At 60.2% G+C, this 17,652-nt stretch carries 19 protein-coding genes and 1 pseudogene; 9 read left to right on the top strand and 11 right to left on the bottom strand.

Annotated elements, in window-relative coordinates:
* The first annotated feature begins 12 nt into the window (after nt 1-12).
* Nucleotides 13-831 (top strand): orotidine-5'-phosphate decarboxylase, encoded by an 819-nt coding sequence (gene pyrF, locus ACNA0J_RS05875; protein WP_415817355.1) that lies wholly within the window; start codon nt 13-15, stop codon nt 829-831.
* Nucleotides 832-909: 78 nt separating this feature from the next.
* Here pyrF and ACNA0J_RS05870 read toward each other — a convergent pair whose 3' ends face one another.
* The 7 genes and pseudogenes from ACNA0J_RS05870 to ribBA all read right to left on the bottom strand — a co-directional run bounded on the left by ACNA0J_RS05870 (nt 910) and on the right by ribBA (nt 5,278).
* Complete coding sequence (locus ACNA0J_RS05870; protein ID WP_415817353.1) at nt 910-1,482, bottom strand: CinA family protein; 573 nt, start codon at nt 1,480-1,482, stop codon at nt 910-912.
* The gene (locus ACNA0J_RS05865) at nt 1,479-1,985 is read right to left on the bottom strand and encodes a phosphatidylglycerophosphatase A family protein (protein WP_415817750.1); all 507 of its coding nucleotides are present in this window, start codon (nt 1,983-1,985) and stop codon (nt 1,479-1,481) included. Before ACNA0J_RS05865 ends, ACNA0J_RS05870 begins: the two co-directional genes overlap by 4 nt.
* Before the next feature lie 39 nt (nt 1,986-2,024).
* Nucleotides 2,025-2,563 (bottom strand): annotated as a pseudogene (locus ACNA0J_RS05860) (thiamine-phosphate kinase); the annotation flags it as partial.
* A 1-nt stretch (nt 2,564) separates the two neighbouring features.
* The coding region (locus ACNA0J_RS05855) for an AIR synthase related protein (protein ID WP_415817351.1) at nt 2,565-2,990 on the bottom strand (426 nt) is incomplete at its 3' end.
* Between the two features lie 100 nt (nt 2,991-3,090).
* Nucleotides 3,091-3,597: a transcription antitermination factor NusB gene (gene nusB, locus ACNA0J_RS05850; protein WP_415817349.1), complete on the bottom strand. Its 507-nt coding sequence runs from the start codon at nt 3,595-3,597 to the stop codon at nt 3,091-3,093.
* Complete coding sequence (gene ribH / locus ACNA0J_RS05845) at nt 3,584-4,093, bottom strand: 6,7-dimethyl-8-ribityllumazine synthase (RefSeq protein WP_415805451.1); 510 nt, start codon at nt 4,091-4,093, stop codon at nt 3,584-3,586. The genes nusB and ribH overlap by 14 nt, the downstream gene beginning before the upstream one ends.
* A 3-nt stretch (nt 4,094-4,096) precedes the next feature.
* Nucleotides 4,097-5,278 (bottom strand): bifunctional 3,4-dihydroxy-2-butanone-4-phosphate synthase/GTP cyclohydrolase II, encoded by a 1,182-nt coding sequence (ribBA, locus tag ACNA0J_RS05840; RefSeq protein WP_415817347.1) that lies wholly within the window; start codon nt 5,276-5,278, stop codon nt 4,097-4,099.
* Nucleotides 5,279-5,448: 170 nt separating this feature from the next.
* Here ribBA and ACNA0J_RS05835 point away from each other — a divergent pair, with 170 nt between their 5' ends.
* From ACNA0J_RS05835 to ACNA0J_RS05820, 4 genes are all read left to right on the top strand, one after another.
* Nucleotides 5,449-6,264, top strand: coding sequence for an HAD-IIB family hydrolase (locus ACNA0J_RS05835; protein ID WP_415817345.1), 816 nt, complete (start codon nt 5,449-5,451; stop codon nt 6,262-6,264).
* On the top strand, nt 6,261-7,064 hold the full coding sequence (locus ACNA0J_RS05830; RefSeq protein WP_415817343.1) for an IclR family transcriptional regulator: 804 nt from the start codon (nt 6,261-6,263) through the stop codon (nt 7,062-7,064). The genes ACNA0J_RS05835 and ACNA0J_RS05830 overlap by 4 nt, the downstream gene beginning before the upstream one ends.
* A 7-nt stretch (nt 7,065-7,071) precedes the next feature.
* On the top strand, nt 7,072-7,980 hold the full coding sequence (locus ACNA0J_RS05825) for an AlkA N-terminal domain-containing protein (protein WP_415817341.1): 909 nt from the start codon (nt 7,072-7,074) through the stop codon (nt 7,978-7,980).
* An 84-nt stretch (nt 7,981-8,064) separates the two neighbouring features.
* The gene (locus ACNA0J_RS05820; protein WP_415817338.1) at nt 8,065-8,508 is read left to right on the top strand and encodes a PA2169 family four-helix-bundle protein; all 444 of its coding nucleotides are present in this window, start codon (nt 8,065-8,067) and stop codon (nt 8,506-8,508) included.
* Between the two features lie 174 nt (nt 8,509-8,682).
* Here the strand turns inward: ACNA0J_RS05820 and ACNA0J_RS05815 are convergent, their stop codons facing one another.
* A complete protein-coding gene (locus ACNA0J_RS05815) occupies nt 8,683-9,471 on the bottom strand; it encodes an AadA family aminoglycoside 3''-O-nucleotidyltransferase (protein ID WP_415817336.1) in 789 nt (262 codons plus the stop codon).
* A gap of 270 nt (nt 9,472-9,741) precedes the next feature.
* Between ACNA0J_RS05815 and ACNA0J_RS05810 the strand changes: the two genes are divergently transcribed.
* From ACNA0J_RS05810 to ACNA0J_RS05795, 4 genes are all read left to right on the top strand, one after another.
* Nucleotides 9,742-10,593 (top strand): transporter, encoded by an 852-nt coding sequence (locus ACNA0J_RS05810; protein ID WP_415817334.1) that lies wholly within the window; start codon nt 9,742-9,744, stop codon nt 10,591-10,593.
* Nucleotides 10,594-10,625: 32 nt separating this feature from the next.
* Complete coding sequence (locus ACNA0J_RS05805; RefSeq protein WP_415817332.1) at nt 10,626-12,074, top strand: DUF1254 domain-containing protein; 1,449 nt, start codon at nt 10,626-10,628, stop codon at nt 12,072-12,074.
* 83 nt (nt 12,075-12,157) lie between these two features.
* Nucleotides 12,158-13,675: a DUF1254 domain-containing protein gene (locus ACNA0J_RS05800; RefSeq protein WP_415817330.1), complete on the top strand. Its 1,518-nt coding sequence runs from the start codon at nt 12,158-12,160 to the stop codon at nt 13,673-13,675.
* Nucleotides 13,676-13,780: 105 nt separating this feature from the next.
* A complete protein-coding gene (locus ACNA0J_RS05795) occupies nt 13,781-14,530 on the top strand; it encodes an IclR family transcriptional regulator (protein WP_415817328.1) in 750 nt (249 codons plus the stop codon).
* Nucleotides 14,531-14,570: 40 nt separating this feature from the next.
* Here the strand turns inward: ACNA0J_RS05795 and ACNA0J_RS05790 are convergent, their stop codons facing one another.
* From ACNA0J_RS05790 to ACNA0J_RS05780, 3 genes are read right to left on the bottom strand one after another with little or no spacing between them, the layout of a single operon-like run.
* The gene (locus ACNA0J_RS05790) at nt 14,571-16,073 is read right to left on the bottom strand and encodes a class I adenylate-forming enzyme family protein (protein WP_415817326.1); all 1,503 of its coding nucleotides are present in this window, start codon (nt 16,071-16,073) and stop codon (nt 14,571-14,573) included.
* 16 nt (nt 16,074-16,089) lie between these two features.
* Nucleotides 16,090-16,824 (bottom strand): CoA-transferase subunit beta, encoded by a 735-nt coding sequence (locus tag ACNA0J_RS05785; RefSeq protein WP_415817324.1) that lies wholly within the window; start codon nt 16,822-16,824, stop codon nt 16,090-16,092.
* A complete protein-coding gene (locus ACNA0J_RS05780; RefSeq protein WP_415817322.1) occupies nt 16,817-17,650 on the bottom strand; it encodes a CoA transferase subunit A in 834 nt (277 codons plus the stop codon). Before ACNA0J_RS05780 ends, ACNA0J_RS05785 begins: the two co-directional genes overlap by 8 nt.
* Between the last annotated feature and the right edge of the window lie 2 nt (nt 17,651-17,652).

The following is a 17,652-nucleotide window of genomic DNA, read 5'->3' as shown; positions in this document are numbered from 1 at the left end:
TCGACGCGACTAATGACCTTTATTCAACAACTCGAACAAGCCTGGGCCACCGGCAACACTCTGCTGCAAGTCGGCCTCGACCCTGATCCTCAGCGCCTTCCGCGCGAACTCGACGGCAAGCCGGATGCGATTTTCCAGTTTTGCCGCGACATCGTCGACGCCACCGCGCCCTACGCGTGCAGCTTCAAGCCGCAGATTGCGTACTTTGCGGCGAATCACGCCGAGGACCAACTCGAGGCGTTGTGTGCCCATATCCGTGACAAACATCCCGGCTTGCCGATCGTATTGGACGCCAAACGCGGCGACATCGGCTCGACGGCCGAAAACTACGCGCGCGAGGCCTATGAGCGTTATGGCGCGCACGCGTTGACGGTGAGCCCGTATATGGGGCTGGACTCGATCGAGCCTTATCTGGCGTGGAAAGATCGCGGTGTGATCGTGTTGTGCCGCACCTCAAATCCTGGCGGGTCCGATCTGCAGTTTTTAAAGCTGGACAATGGCGAACCACTGTATCTGCATGTCGCCGGCCTGGTGGCGGACAAGTGGAATGCCGGCGGCCAATGCGGCTTGGTCGTGGGCGCGACGTTTCCGAATGAATTGGCGTCGGTGCGGCAACGCATCGGTGATGCGGTGCCTTTGTTAGTGCCGGGGATTGGAGCACAAGGCGGTGACATCCCGGCCACTGTCAACGCGGGCAGAAACGCGGCGGGAACCGGAATGATGATCAACTCGTCGCGGGCGATTTTGTACGCGAGCGGCGGCGATGATTGGCGTGATGCCGCAGCCAAGGCAGCGCGTGATCTGCGTGATGCGGTGAACGCGGTGCGTTGATGAATTGTTGCTCAGGGTCGCAGTATCGACATGGCTTGATATGCGACCCTATAGCCGGGACTTGATGTCCAGCCCGAGTCAGGGCCGGCTACGATTGACCGGCTCGCCAATCAATTCCAACAGCCCCCGCAGGGCATAGACCACCGAAGCCTGCCTGACCTGAGCCCGGTCGCCGGGGAATACCTCCGTCAGCGCACGCGATGTGATGCCATCGACACCTCGCATGGCAAAACCAAAGCACACCATGCCCACCGGTTTACCCGGCGTGGCACCGCCTGGCCCGGCGATGCCCGTGGTAGAGGCAGCGATGTGTGCGTTCGGCGTCGCCAGCAACACGCCATTGGCCATCTCCAGCGCGGTGGCTTCGCTGACCGCCCCATAACGATCGAGCGTATCGGGAGACACGCTGATTTCGGTGACTTTGGCGGCATTGCTATAGGTCACGAACCCGCGTTCGAACCATTCGCTGGAGCCCGCCACCGACGTGATCGCACCCGCCAACAAGCCGCCGGTGCAGGATTCCGCCGTGCCCATCAGCCAGCCGCGGCGCTGCAAAGCAGCGCCCAGGCGTTCGGCCAAGCCCAACGCCTGGGCATGAGAGAGCGAGGCAGGCGCCAGACCGGGCACGGGTTTGTGGGGGGTGGTACTCAAGCAAAGGCTCCCAAACGCACGACAATTGCCATGACGAGCAACGCATAGGCGGCCGCGACAATGTCGTCCCACATCACGCCAAAGCCGCCTTTGATCTTCGAATCAAAGTATTTGATCGGAGGCGGCTTGGCAATATCGAATAAACGGAACAAGCCAAAAGCGAGCAGTTGCGCATAAAAGGTGTCGGGCGTGAGCCACAAGACCAACCAGAACGCGACCATCTCGTCCCAGACGATACCGACGTGATCGCCGACTTGCAACTCGCGGCCGACACGATGGCAGGCCCAGCAGCCATAGAGAAATGCCAGGGCCAGGAATATACCCATGGCCAGATCCGAAGCCGCCCCTGCAGCAGCGGCCCAAATCAACCACGCTAACAGTGTGCCCCACGTACCCGATGCGGGACGCAATAAGCCACTGCCCAGACCAAAGGCAATCAGTCTGCCTGGATCGCTCATGACCCAACGCGCCGCGGGATAGGCTACCCGCGTGCGGTCGCGCATGGTCTTGGACGAAGAGTCGGAAGAAGCATCGAACATGATTCAAGACACCGGAAAATGATCAAAGCCGCGCGGCAATGCGGACAGAGGATGGCCGTCTGCGCCCAGCACCACTATACCGAGGGCCTGCGTGATATGGCCCACCCTCGTCACAGCAACGCCCACGCGGGCCGCAGCGCTGAGGACCTGTTCATGCTGGTCCGCAGCGGCCGTAAAACATAATTCGTACACATCGCCGCCACCCAGCACGGCTTGTGTCAAGACGGCCGGCGGCAAGCCATGCAACGCAGGCACCACCGGCATCGCATCGTAATGCAATTGTGCCCCCACGCGGCTTGCGGACAGGATGTGTCCCAAATCCTGTAATAGGCCGTCGGAAATATCGATCGCTGCGTGGGCTACGCCAACCAGGCCCTGCCCCAAGGCAACACGAGGCTCAGGCCATTCGAGCGCCCGGCGCGTCGCGGCTAACAAAGCGGCATCCTCAGGCCATTGACCATCCAGCAAGCGGTACGCGACATCTGCGGCGCCCAGCGCACCGGATACCCAGATTTCATCGCCCGCTTGCGCCGCATCGCGGCNCAAGGCGCGATCGGCGGCAACCGCGCCAAATATCGTCACGCTGATCGCCAGATCTTGCGGGCTGCGGGTCGTGTCGCCCCCGATCAACGGGCAGCCATGTGCATCAGCGAGCGCGTGGAATCCCTGCGCGAACGCCGCCAGCCAGGACTCGTTGGCCTGCGGCAAAGCCAATCCGAGAACACAACCGATAGGACGCGCACCCATTGCTGCCAAATCGGAAAGATTCACGGCCAGCGATTTGTGGCCGAGGGCTTGTGGATCAACATCGGGGAAAAAATGCCGGCCCTGGATCAACAAATCGGTGCTGGTCGCAACCTGCATCCCGGCAGGCACCGGAAACAACGCGCAGTCGTCGCCCACCCCAAGCAGGCCCGCAGGCGCGGGCCGCGTGAAGTAACGCGCAATCAGATCGAATTCAGACGACAAAGAGAAATGCCCCCCACGCTGCCTACGGGTTGCTACCCCCCCCCAAGGGGGTGTTTTGCTTTGGGGCGGCCGCAACCGCCGCCGGGTCAGCCTCCTGCGTTTAGCGGCGCTGAGCGGCTGCGGCCTGGACTTCGGTGGTGCGCACGTCGGCGGCGAGCTTATCGAGCACGCCGTTGACGAACTTGAAGCCATCAGTGCCGCCGAACGACTTGGCCAACTCAACGGCCTCGTTGATGGCGACCTTGTAGGGGACCTCGACGTGATGCACCAGCTCGTAGCTGCCGATCAGCAAAATACCGTGCTCGACCGGCGACAGCTCGTTCAGCGGACGGTCGATATACGGCGTAAAACGCTCGCGCAAGCTGGCCGCCTCGCGAAACACACCGTGCAGCAAGGTCTTGAACCACTGCGCGTCTGCCTCGGAAAAATCGTCAGCATCGCGCAGGTGCGCGTCGATCTCGCCGGCGTCCTGCGTGCCTTCGCCGCCACGCAGCAGCCACGCATACACGCCCTGCAAGGCGAACTCACGGGCGCGACGGCGGGCGCTGCGGGCGTTGGCGCGTGCCTGAGCAGCGCTATCCGCGGCGGTCGGTTTATTCGTTGTCAAAATCTTCTTCCTCGTCTTCGTCCTCGTCGTCCTCTTCGGGCTCCAGCGCCGCGACCAGGTTGGCCATTTCCACGGCGACCAGGGCGCAGTCGCGGCCCTTGCCGGCCGCGCGGGCCTGCGCCTGCTCGTCGGTGTCGACGGTCAGGACGCCATTGGCCACGGGGATGCCCGTTTCCAGGGAAATGCGGGAAATGGCGGTAGCCATTTCGTTGCTGACGACTTCAAAATGGTAGGTTTCGCCGCGAATGACCGCGCCCAGGGCGATCAATGCGTCGAACTCGAATGTCTCGGCCATGTGCGACAGCGCGACGCCCAGCTCGAGCGCACCAGGCACCGTCGCGACCATGACGTCGCGCTCGTCCACGCCCTGTTCAGCCAATTGCTGCAGGCAAGCGTCGAGTTCGGCCTGGCCGATTTCCTCGTTAAAGCGAGCGCGCACGATACCGATGTGCAGCCCTTCGCCATTCAGATCAGGGGTCAGGATGTAAGGATTCATTTGTCAGCCTTGTGAAGTGGCGGGGGTTGAAGGGTCGCAATCGTAACCCGTAACGGTCAGCGAAAAGCCGGCCATACTGGGCATTTTGCGCGGACGCGCCAGCAAACGCATCTGGCCGACGTTCAGATCACGCAGGATCTGAGCGCCAATACCGTAGGTGCGCAACCCATAGCGATCGCCGCCATCGGTGCTGGTTTGCTGGGCGTTACCGGCCCAACCCGCGATTTGTTGGAACAGGTGTTCGGTGGAGGATTGGCAATTCATCAGGACCACGACGCCGGCGGGCGTCTGGGCGATGGCTTGCAACGCGCGGCCCACGCCCCAGCTGTGGGGCGTATTGCCGGTATCCAGGGCATCGAGAATGGACGCGGGCTCGTGCACGCGCACCAGGGTTTCACGCTGCGGATCGATATCGCCGTGCACCAGGGCCAGATGGGCCGAGCCGCTGGCGGTATCCTGGTAGGCCACGGCGCGGAACTCGCCCCAGGCGGTCTGCATGGTGCGCTCGCCGACGCGCTTGACCACGGACTCGTGCTCGCTGCGGTATTGGATCAGATCGGCAATCGTGCCGATTTTCAGATCGTGCTGGCGAGCGAACTGAACCAGATCAGGCAGACGCGCCATCGTGCCATCGGGGTTGAGGATCTCGCAGATGACGGCAGCAGGCGTCAGGCCGGCCATGGCGGTCAGGTCGCAACCGGCCTCAGTATGGCCCGCGCGCACCAGTACGCCGCCGGGCACGGCACGCACCGGGAAAATGTGGCCCGGTTGCACCAGATCGGCGGGTTTGGCATCACGCGCCACAGCAACCTGAATGGTGCGGGCCCGGTCAGCAGCCGAAATCCCGGTTTCCACGCCGACGGCGGCCTCGATGGATTGGGTGAAATTCGTGCCGTATCGCGTGCCGTTGCGGCTGGCCATCAGGGGCAGCTCGAGCTGGCGGCAGCGCTCTTCGGTCAATGTCAGACAGACCAGTCCGCGGCCATAGGTGACCATGAAATTGATCGCCTCGGGCGTTACAAACTCGGCCGCCATGACCAGGTCACCCTCGTTTTCGCGGTCTTCTTCGTCGACCAGGATGACAATGCGGCCGGCGCGCAGCTCGGCGATGATCTCTGCGACAGACGCAATATCAAAGGATTCGGATGCGGTGTCAGGGGAAACGGAGGCAAGCGGGGCGGACATAACGTCAGAGAAACCGGCTGGGAAAAACGTGATTTTACCTGCCCTTGGGACCGCCGGGGGGCCAGCCCCAGTGACAAAGGCCGATCCCCGGATCCCGCCACGTGCCCGACTGCGTCTCCGAACGGTACACTGCCATCAGAAAAACTCATCAGAAACCAGACAAAACAGCCATGCAAGATCTAGCGTCCCTCCCCGCCCCCGTTGCCGCAGCGGTGCAGATCGTACTGACCGACATCGACGATACGCTGACCACCGAAGGCCGCCTGCCGGCCGAGGCCTATCACGCGCTGGAGCGCCTGGATGCCGCCGGGATTCAGGTCATCCCGATCACGGGCCGCCCCGCGGGCTGGTGCGACCATATTGCCCGGATGTGGCCGGTGCGCGCCGTGGTGGGCGAGAACGGGGCGTTTTATTACGCCTACGATCGCGGCGCACGGCGTATGAAAAGCCATTACTGGGCCGATGCACAAACCCGCGCAGTCAACCGCGAGCAGCTCAATGCGATTCGTGACCGGGTACTGCACGAGGTGCCGGGCACGGCGGTTGCCAGTGACCAGGATTACCGGGTGGCGGACTTGGCGATTGATTTTTGCGAAGACGTCCCTGCCCTGCCGGATGAGGCCATCAGCCGGATCGTGAGCATTTTTGAAGCAGCAGGCGCGCAAGCCAAGGTGAGCTCGATCCACGTCAATGGCTGGTTTGGGGACTACGACAAACTCAGCATGACGCGCACCCTGTTCGAACGCGAACTCGATCTGAATATTGATCAAGTACTGTCTGACTGCCTGTTTATCGGAGACTCGCCGAACGACGAGCCCATGTTCCAGTTCTTTCCGATTTCCGTAGGCGTTGCCAACATTCAGGCGCTGTTGCATAGGCTCACGCATCAGCCGGCATACGTGGCGTCACGTCACGGAGGCGGCGGATTCGTGGAAATGGCTGAACGCCTGCTGCAAGCTCGCGGCGAACAGGGGCAGCGAGCATGACGGCAGCGTCCAAGCCTAACGATGGGCGGCGGAGCATTCAATCTGTAGAGGTCGGCTTTCCCTTGCTGGCCGCGTTAGTGAATGCCGGCAAGCCTCTGACGTTACGCGACCTGGCTGCAGCGGCAGGCATGACGTCAGCGAAAGCCCATCCATATTTAGTCAGTTTCACTCGCGTCGGCCTGGTGCAGCAGGATGGGATTACCGGGCAATATGAATTGGGGCCTTTTGCGCTGCAGATGGGGTTGGTCAGTTTGCAGCGCTTGGATCCGGTGCGTGTTGCCCTGCCCGAGATTGCGGAATTGCAATCGAGTATCGGTCACACGCTGGGTATTGCCGTGCTGGGCTCGCACGGTCCCACGATGATCCATATGACCGAGGCCAGTTATCCGGTGCATGTGAACATGCGCAAGGGCACGGTCATGTCCATGCTGCACACGGCAACGGGATTGGTGTTCGCCGCATGGCTGCCGCCCAAAGTCGCCGAGCACTATATCCAGCGTGAAGCAGGCGACACCGCTGTCATCGCAGGCCAGCAACCGCCTCGGAAAGTCAGCTATGCCGATGTAGAGGCACGCTTGGCAGATATCCGCGTACATGGGATGGCGCGCGCGATTGGCAATCCGTTGCCGGGTGTGGATGCGTTGTCGGTACCGGTGTTTGATAACACGGGCAATGTGACGTTGGCGCTGACGAGCTTGGGGCCGTCGGGATTATTCGATGTGGCGTGGGATGGCGCCATTGCAAAGCCGTTGCTGGCTTGTGCAAGCGAGATTTCGCGGAAACTGGGATATCGGAAATAGGCAGCGCATGAGGCGAAACCAGAATGCCGCCGACCAGCCCCCCCTGGCGCTGGACTATCGTCCACCCTATCAATGGAGCGCCATACTGGCGTTTCTGGCTACGCGTGCCATTCCTGGCATAGAGCTCATCGAGTCGAATACCTATGCACGCGCTGTAGCGCTGACGGGACTCGACGGAAAAATGCACTCGGGATGGATACGCGTGAACCATCTGCCGCAAAAACAGGCGCTCAATGTAGAGGCCTCGGTATCGCTGCGGCCCGTTCTGCCGCAAGTGTTAGCGCGTGTTCGCCATCTCTTTGACCTGGATTGCGATCCCGTGGCCGTCGACGAGGGGCTGCGTGTGATGAACGACTTGGCGCCGGGGCTGCAGGTGCTGGGAACGCGATTGCCCGGCTGTTTCGATTCCTTTGAAATGGCGGTGCGGGCGGTGCTGGGGCAGCAAATCACTGTGGGCGCAGCGCGCACGTTGGCGACTCGTGTGGTGAACCAGTACGGCACGCCGGTGCAGACGGGCATTGCAGGCTTGTCCCATGCGTTTCCTGCGCCCGAACGCATGCTGTCCCTGGACGGAGACATCGAGAGCCATCTCGGTCCGCTCGGCATCATCCGCACCCGCGCCAGAACGATTCTCGCGCTCGCGCGGGCGCTGGCCGAGAACGAGATCGACTTTGGCGCTGGCGCACAGCCCGAACAAGAGATCGAGAAACTGTTGGCACTGCCCGGCATCGGGCCGTGGACGGCGCAATACATTGCGATGCGCGCGATGGCGTGGCCCGACGCATTTTTGCCGACTGACTATGGTGTGAAAAAAGCACTGACGCCGCGTACGCCGAAGCAGATCGTCGAGCTCGCAAACGGATGGCGCCCGTGGCGTAGCTACGCCACGGTCAATCTGTGGAATTCTCTGCACTGAAACGGATCAGGCACACTACTTGCTGAGCCATGACGGCAAGTGGGGCGTTTCGCCCTGGGTGTGTTAACCGTTATGGAGAAAAGCATGGCTGATCACGTCGTCAAGGTATTGAACAACCTTATTGAAACTTCCAAGAACGGCGAAAAAGGCTTTACTGCCGCCGCCGAGGACACCAAGAATCCCGAACTGCAAACGCTATTCAGGGACCGTGCGCGCGATTGCGCGGCTGGCGCTGCCGAGCTGCAAACCGTCGTCGTTCAACTGGGCGGCAAGCCCGAAGACAGCGGCACGGTGGCCGGTGCCATGCATCGCGGGTGGACGAACCTGAAAGCCGCCGTCACCGGCCGCAGCGACCTCTCCATCCTCGAGGAATGCGAACGCGGCGAAGATGTTGCAAAGTCTCAGTACAACGATGCGTTGAAAGAAGCGCTGCCAGAAGAAATCCGCGCCCTCGTTGAGCGTCAGTATCAGGGCGTGCTGCGCAACCACGATCAGATCCGTGATCTGCGCAATCGCTACAAAACCTGAAGCCGTTTCATACGCGCCCGGCTGGTGCCGGGCGTCTTTTGTTTCAGCGCGACATCGGCGCGGATGATCGGCACTGTGAATTCCTATAGCGTACAAATGTCAGGCAGCATTGTTGTAGCTGTCCGATGTCGCAACAAGGCAATTCGAAATACCGGTACTGCCAGTACCACTCAGCTATCGCAATTTCGCCATCACGCTAGATCTGATGTAGTTCAGCAATTCTGCCCGCTCTCGGGGATAGGCGGCGAGATTATCCGTGCCCAATCCGAGGTATGCATCTCGTGCAGCCATGACGATTTGATGGTGCCCGGTTGGCAGACGCTGAAGGGCCCAGTCAGCCGCAGCATCCTTGGAGGCAATATCTCCCGTCATAGCCGTGTACCAGATACGCACCAAGGCCAGAACGATATTTCTTTCATCGCCTTCCCAGTCTGCCTCCGTATTCCAGAGAGCCAAAGTGTCCAATAGCGAGCGTTGCACATCGCTGAGAGGAACGTCGTCGAAAAACGCTTGGGCTGGCGGGCCGTACAAGGGCACACTATGCCGCCGCACCTTGGTCAACAAGATGGCCAGATCGTGATCCATCATCGCCGGCTCAATAACACCCGCCTTGATATCGTCATGTAACCACTCACCGAATTGCATTTGCCGTTTCGCCGGGTATCGCCACGGCTTCACATCTGCCTGAGCCAGTACGGTCACCTCTAGCGCTCGAAGTGCCGCATCGGTACACGGGAAAGCCGACACCGATAACAGATCGGTCATCAGGGCAACTCTGGTTGAGTCCTCCAACGCAGCGCTCACCGTAATCAGCAGGTCGATATCGCTGGATGGTTTTAAGCCACCATCCACGGCAGAGCCAAACAAGTGAATCGCCAGAATATTTTCGCCCAGGTGTTTCTCTAAAATTGACAGCGTAGCTGATACTTGGTCTGCGATTAATTCTGGAGATGTAGCACTCATAGTGAGAATCGCGTCCTTTATTTCGAATGACTGGTGGCGGCCTCATGCCGCTCACCAATGAAGCACTCACGAAATACTACCGGATTGTGTCCTTCAGCCCCTTTGGACAAAACGCAAAGGACCATCTTTGACTGACCGCCGTCACCGTTTATTTCAACTAATGCTCCGCCCATTCGGTTTACGCCATATCGCAAATCCGATAGAGTTAGCAACATTATGCGAAAGTTTCGTTGAATTCCAGCCTGCTTGCGGGCCGGCTTAGGAGTTGTCATGTCTTCCGCAAGAAAGCCCCATCTCTCACGACCGGGTAACTGTATTTCGCAAAGCGCAGGAACGCATTTAGCACTTGCGGCGTTCTTAACGCTCAACGCGTGGACCGCAAATGCCGCGGACAGCCAGGAGCTCGCGAAACAGCTCAGCAATCCCGTTGCCGCGCTGATCAGCGTCCCGTTCCAATACAACTACGATCGTGGCATCGGGCCAAACGGTAATGGCCATCGCAACACATTGAATATTCAACCGGTGATTCCGATCACGCTGAATGACGATTGGAACCTGATTTCGCGCACGATCCTGCCGGTGACGTGGCAAAGCGATGTTGCCGGCGATGGCTCGAGCCAAAGCGGACTTGGCGATACCGTTCAAAGCTTCTTTTTTTCTCCAGCCAAACCGACAGCCGCTGGCACCATTTGGGGCCTGGGCCCTGCCCTGCTGCTTCCGACCGCGACCGACAGTCTGTTGGGCGGCAAAAAATGGGGCGCAGGCCCCACAGGCGTGGTACTGCAACAGAGCGGCCCATGGACGTATGGCGGCCTCGCGAATCACATCTGGTCGTACGCGGGTCAATCCTCCCGTCCCGGTGTTTCATCCACCTTTCTCCAACCGTTCCTGGCTTACACCACACCGGACGCGATCACGTACGCGCTGAATACCGAATCCACCTACGACTGGAAGCAGTCCGAATGGTCGGTGCCCATCAATTTCCAAGTATCAAAAGTGACCAAGATCGGCGATCAACCCATCAGTTTTCAAGTGGGCTTGCGCTACTGGGCAGAATCACCTGAAAACGGGCCCAGAGGCTGGGGCGGCCGATTCACCGTCACACTGCTATTTCCCAAGTAAATCCCGTCAGCGCAACCTTAAGAGGCATCACCATGACGACCGATCAGCACTGCCGTCCAGAGAAGGGTTCGAGATTGCAGTCTATCAGGGGCGCATTCGCCGTGATCGGGCTGTGCGCCAGCATGAATGTTGTGCTGGCAGCGCCGTTCCCGGACAAATTGCTCTCCACGCCTGGTACGCCAGACGTCGTGGAAAAAGGCATGGAGGTCGATGGCTATCAGCTCGCGGTTTCAGCGTATACCTGGGGTTACCCATTGGTACGCGTGGAACGCGCAATGCGCGAGTACACCGACGTGCCGTCGCCAAAGCCGGCAACCAGTTATCGCGCGCCGCTCAACCAGATAGGCTGGGCGACGGAGCTCGCATCACCGCAAGCCAAGGATATGCCCACCGCGAACAACGACACCTATTACATGAGCGCGGTGGTGAAACTGGACGAACCGTGGATCCTCACCGTACCGGACACGCACGATCGTTATTACGTGATCGACGTGTTCAACATGTATCAAGAGCTGGAGCACTACATTGGGCGACGCGCCACAGGCACCAAGGCAGGGAAATTCGCGCTGGTGCCTCCTGGATGGAAAGGCAAGCTTCCTGCCGGCGTCAAACGGCTGGACGTCAGCACCGACAAGGTCTGGCTCTGGGGACGCCTTCGCGTCGTACCAGGAGAAGCGCCCGCCAAGCTCCAAGCCTTGCAGCAACAGTTCAAGCTCCAGCCGCTGAACGCAGGGGGAAAACCTGCTCAAACATCTCTGGAGCCACTGCCGTCCATTGACGGCGACGAACTGGGTTTCTTTACTCACCTCGGCCAGATCATCAAAGCCAACCCCATTCGCACGGAAGACAAAGCCCTCTTCGCTCAATTCGAGCGCATAGGCCTGACGCAGGACGGTTTTGATCCGTCCAAGCTGAATCCCGCCGTCCGCAAAGGCATGCTGCGGGGCCTGGAGGATGGTCCCTCCGTAGCGGTGGCTTCGTTGGCCAGCACGAGCTCCAAGCGCAACGGCTGGGACTGGGTCACCGGGCTCGATAGTTTCGGCTACAACTATCCGCTGCGCGCGGTCGTGTCGGGTCCCTACCTCGGCGGTAACGGCGAAAAAGAGGCGATGTATCCCATACGCTATACCGATAGCGACGGAAAGGCGCTGGACGGCAGCAATCGCTATACCCTGAAGTTCGATACGCTGCCGCCTGTGAACGCGTTCTGGTCTCTCACGATGTACAACGCGGATGACAAAATGCTGGTGGCCAACGAGATCCAGCGCTACGAGGTAGGCTCGGACACCGAAGGCCTGACCAAAGCCAAGGATGGCTCACTGACGATTCCCATCCAGCACGAAAAGCCCACGAGCGACAACGCTGCCAACTGGTTGCCTGCACCCGATGGGCCCTTCTACGTGATCTTGCGCATGTATCAGCCCAACGAGGACATCTTGAGCGGCAAGTGGATGATCCCGGATTTGATGCGGGCCAAGTAAAGGGCGGGTTCGTCCGGGCATATATCGCTTGAATTGCAACAGCAATGCATCGTCGGGACTCCCGGCGCGACAGGGGATTTCGCATGTCTATATCACGTAGGGATTTCACGCGTACGAGTTTGGCCGCCCTTGGCGGGCTCTCCGCGGCGGTCGTTGCGCCGAGTGTCCGGGCGGCCGACCCGGCGTCTGCGGCTCGCCTGACCGTAGGCGCAGGTGAAAAGTCCGAACCTCTGGGTGGGCAGCCTCCGGCAGGAGCCGCGCCTTCGATTACCAATTTCGACTATCAACTCAAGTATCAACGCGCGTTCGAAGCCGTGCTGTGGAACATGCCTTCGGTGTCGATCTACAGCTTTCGCCGCGCAGCGTTTGACGGATTGGGATTGACGGACAACGACATCATTGCGTACTCGGCGCCAGCCACGCCAAAGCTCGAAGCGATTACCGCGAATAGCACGACGCCGTACATCACGGCATTCACCGACTTGCGCAAAGGCCCGGTGGTCCTGGTCGTGCCCGCCGCCGGGCCCGAGGGCAGCGTGTACGGGCAGGTCGTCGATGCTTGGCAGTTCACGATTGCCGATGTGGGGCCGTCGGGACTGGACAAGGGGAAAGGCGCGAAGTTTCTATTTACTGCACCAGACTACGATAAGCCGGTTCCAAAAGAGTACATTCACGTCCCGTCGCCAAATTTCCGGATATCGTTGGCATTCAGATCCGTGCCGGCACCGGGAAAATCTGCCGAGGACGCCTATAAATACGCGCGAAAGCTGCGTATGTACTACCTGTCGCAAGCGCAGAACCCGCCTGAACAGCGCTTTGTCAATCCAATCGGGGAACGATATCCCACGCTGCCGTTTTACGACGAGCGGCATTTCGAAGACATGCACGCCGTTCTGAGTGTCGAGCCGGTCAAGGAACACGACAAGGTCATGATGGGAATGGTCGCGTCGCTGGGCATCCGGGCTGGAAAGCCCTTCACGCCCGATGACGCAGCACGCAAAGCGATGCGCCAGGCCGCAATCGACGCGTGGTTTTATATGCAACACCGGTTCGACAATTTTCCTGCCGAGAAACTGTACTGGCCCGATCGGCATTATGCGTCGTTACTCCAGGCCGATAAGAACCAGAAATTCACGTTCGTCTACGACGATCGAATCGATCTGATCGAACGCGCCGCGGAGTATTTCTGGTGCACATACATGCCCAAGGAACTCAGCGAGAATCCCGCCACGCAATATTTGATGGCCGTCGCGGATGCCGATGGAAAACCGCTGCAGGCAGGCAAGCTCTACAAGCTGACAGTGCCTGCTCAGATGCCGGTCAAACAATTCTGGGCGTTGACGATATACGACCGGGCGACGAACGCTTTCATCTACAGTGAATCGAATCGTACGACGCTGTCTTCGTATGATCTTGACCAGCTGAAAAAGAACGCCGATGGCAGCGCCACGCTGTATGTCGGCCCCACTCCACCGGCGGGACTCGAGAACAACTGGATTCCAACCGAAGGTAAACGCCCGCTTCCCGCCATGCGATTTTATGGCCCGACCGAAGCCCTGAATAAAAAGACATTCAAGTTGCCTGACTTCACGCTCGCGTGATTCGTAAAGCCGTATATCTCCTTACGCGAGGACCTTTGGCCGCCACGGTGAAGTACACCTCCATGTGTAAAATGCCCCGGTTTTCCCAATATTCAGGAAATAGGCATGGACAAGACGCTACTCAAAGGCCTGACCGTTCTCGAAGCCGTCACCGACGTGGAGCACCCGTCGCGCACGATCGAGGAACTGGCGGCCCGGGTAGGCTTGACCCGCAGCAACACGCACCGGACGCTGCAGACGCTGATGCACGCCGGCTACATCGAGCGTGACGAAGGCGCCGGCTACCGTGGCGGCATCCGCCTGTTTGAACTGGCTGCGCGGCAACTCGGTAATCTCGACCTGCGCCGAATTGCGGGTCCGGCCATGCGCAAGCTCGCCGCTGACACCGGTGAAACCGTTCACCTCTCGGTGCTCGATGGCATCGAAGTCGTCTATATCGACAAGATCGACAGCCCCCAGCCGATCCGTGCTTATTCGATGATCGGCGGACGGGCGCCGGCGTATGCCGTGGCCACGGGCAAGGCACTGCTCGCCCATCAGCCCGAAGGCTATCTCGAGGCGTACGCGGAGTCGCTCAGCCGTCATACCGGCGCCACGATCACCACGCTGCCGCTACTGAAAGAGGATCTGCGACGTGCGGTGCGCGCCGGCTATGCCTTGAACCGGGGAGAATGGCGAGACGGCGTGGGCGGTGTTGCGGTAGCGATCTTCAATGCCCTGGATGATGTCGTGGGCGCGATAGGCATTTCAGGACCGCTGGACCGGCTGTCGTTAGGCCGAGCCAAGGAACTGGCCGCCGACGTCAAAGCCTGTGCCGCCGGTATTTCAGCGGCCCTCGGACACAAAGCTCCCTGAAGGACAGACCCCTGGCGCCTGTCGGCTGTCCATCGGCACCTCACAACATGACAGCCGCCTGACGCTGTGTTTCCACCCATTTAGCGACCGCCTTGCGATCAACCTTGCCCACTGCATTTTCTGGCAATGCCTCGCACCGGTACACGTTCTGCGGAACATAGATACGCCCGAGCCGTTCCTGGACTGTGGCGCGCAGCGCCGCTTCGTCGATGAGAGGCACACTCGCGTCCGCCACAATCACTGCCACCGGCACTTCTCCGAGATCATCATCAGCCTGGCCTACGACGCAACATGCCGCGATGCCGGGAAGCGATGCCAACAGGTCTTCGATCAATTTTGGCGAGATGTTTTCTCCACCGCGGATGATCACCTCCTTGATGCGGCCAGTGATAGTGAGATAACCCTCGGCATCGAAACGGCCGAGATCGCCGGTATGCAGCCAACCATCGCGCACCGGATCATCGCCATCATGGCCCAGATACCTCAGCATCAGCGCGCCGCCGCCAATGCATATCTCGCCCTCGCCTCCTGGCGGCACGGGCGTACCAGCGGCATCAAGCAGAGCAACCTGCTGACCGGCCAAGACCGTCCCGACGGTTCCGATGCGACGCGCGCCTGGCGGATTCATCGTGGACGTGCAGGTCGCTTCGGATAGACCATAGGAGACAACCAGTTCGCAGCCCGTAAACGCCTCGATCTCACGATGCAAGGCCGGTGTGATCGGCGCCGAACCGCAGCGCATCAGCCGCAGGCGGGCGAATGAGTCTGGCGAGATTTTTTGCTGCAGCATGCGTGCATACATCGTGGGCACGCCGGTGAGAATAGTCGGCCGGAAGCGCGACAGCACATGGGGCAAGGCCTCGGCGCGAAACCGCTCGGCCAGCGCAATCGTCGCACCGCAGGCCAGCGGCGCAAAGACTTGATTGTTGATGGCATTGGTATGGTGCAGCGGCATCAGATGCAGCAATACGTCTGCCGGTGTCAGCGCCGTGTGAGCGATGACACCGTGGGCATTGAGCGCCAGCCCGCGATGCGCCAGCAACACGCCCTTGGGTTTGCCGGTACTGCCAGAAGTGAACAACAACAGCGCAGCCTGGTCCGGTTCGGGATTTTCTGCCCAGAACGCAGTGGCGCCCTGCAAATCCTCAAACGCCAGCACATGCCCTTCCAGTAGGTCGGACGCCGCTGCACAAGCCGCATTCTCATCATCGTGCACGATCCAGCGCAATCCCACGGCCTGCACTCGGCGCGCGGTTTCCTCAGCGGCTATACGCGGCTCCAATGGGCAGGGGCACGCACCAGCGGCAATGCAACCCAGCAACATCAGCACTTGCGCGGGGCCGCGCTCCAATGCCAGCGCAACGTAGTCTCCCGGCTGTACACCAGCACGCCGAAGGCCCCCAGCGAGCGCACGCACATCGTGATCCAGTTGCGGATAAGTCCAACTGCGCAGTTCGGTAACCAACGCAAGCTGGTCTTGGAATGCCGGCGCACGCCACACCGACTGCCAGACCTGCGGCAGGCTCGAGATCGCATTCATCATGGTCTCCTCGCTCGTCTCAGCGCAACTTCACATTGGCATCGCGTTCAAATGTGCCGTCTGGATCGAGCGCTGCCAACGCGGCGCGCTCTGCAGTTGTCGGGAACGGCGTAGGCTCGGCGCCCGTCGCGTCGAAATCAAAAGCCGTGCGCTCGCGCACTTCCTCAAGGCTGGAATCCGGATGCCAGGACTGCAAAGCCAATCTGCCGTCTCGCTTGATAAAGATGGCAATCGGCGTAGCCACGCCGTGAAAGCCTCCCCACGAAGTACGAAAGTCGAGCTTCTGCACAAAGGTACGAGTGGAATGCTCGGTACGCCATGTGCAGGCTCTACGGGCAGTCGGCAGCATGACTGCACCGCCACCACCACCGGGCAGACGTACCTTGGGCTGATGCCAATCGCCAATGCAAGAGTTATTGGCGCACCCTTCGCCATCGATCTGCGCCGCCCCAAGAAAGGTGAGATCCATTTTTCCACGCGTACATAGATCGTAGAAATCTTCGTTAGAAAAAATCGATGCGGTATGTGCCGCGAGCTGCGGATCTGAACTCGAGATCGGAATCGACTCGGGCCGCGGATCCACTCCGCCCGCCACGTTGATGTAAATGAAATCGAAATCGTAGGCGCGCTTGGCCAACAGGCAGGCCAGCATCGGCGGCGTGGAGTTCACACCGCTGAAGGTGATTTCATTAGGCCGGATGAATCGCGCCAGGCCTAGCACCACGTGTTCGAACGGGGAAAATGCTTCAGACATGCAGGGTCTCCTTGAGCTCGGGCGCTTCGGCCATGTGGGCCTCTAACGAACCTTCCTTATTCATGTAGCGCTCGACCGCGGGATAGTCGATGTCGTAATACGGCGTGCAAGAGCCGGGCCATGCACTGCCGGGCAGCACGGTAAATGCCTCCACCATGAAATACGGCAGCAGCGTCGCCTCTGGCTGATCTTCGAACACGGCGGTTTCCACGAGTCTCTCAGCTACCACCAGTACAGTGCGGGCTGCACGCGACATGATGCGATCCCAGTGCGCTGTGCCGTATACACGTGCATTACCGAGCCGGTCGATTTCAGATACCTGCAACACCGCGAAATCCGGTTTCACGGCGGGAATCAGATAGGTGCTGGCGCCACTGCCGTATGGGTCGTCCAGTAATGTCCAATTGTTCAACGCAGGAAGATCGCTGCCGTGCAATCCGCCGCAAGGCATAAACGGCACACCAAAAGCGGCCGCACGCAAACCCGCAGTCAAGCTGGCGCACGCATGCTCTTCGAGTTTGAGCTCATCGCGTTCGATCGCCTTGCGATACCACGGCGCGAGGCCAAAGTTGCCTTCCATCGCGACAATACCCGCGCGCGCCCGCGAGGCAACGCCCGCGCGGCACAGAATATCGATGTCATACCCCGGGGATTGTTTGATGATCTCCAGATCGCGGCGCTGCTGCCGGATCAGCTCGCGCACGAACGCAAATGGACCGCGATGCAGAAAGCTGCCTCCCAGCGCCACCGACGAGCCGTCGGAAATCTTGGCGGCCAGTTCGGTCAACGCCATCTGTTTACCGGATTGGTTAAAGCCTGATGTCATTT

The organism is Bordetella tumbae, assembly GCF_965139195.1.
GTDB lineage: Bacteria > Pseudomonadota > Gammaproteobacteria > Burkholderiales > Burkholderiaceae_B > Bordetella_A > Bordetella_A tumbae.
The sequence above is the reverse complement of the archived record's forward strand: the minus strand, read 5'-3'. Positions and strand labels throughout refer to the sequence as shown.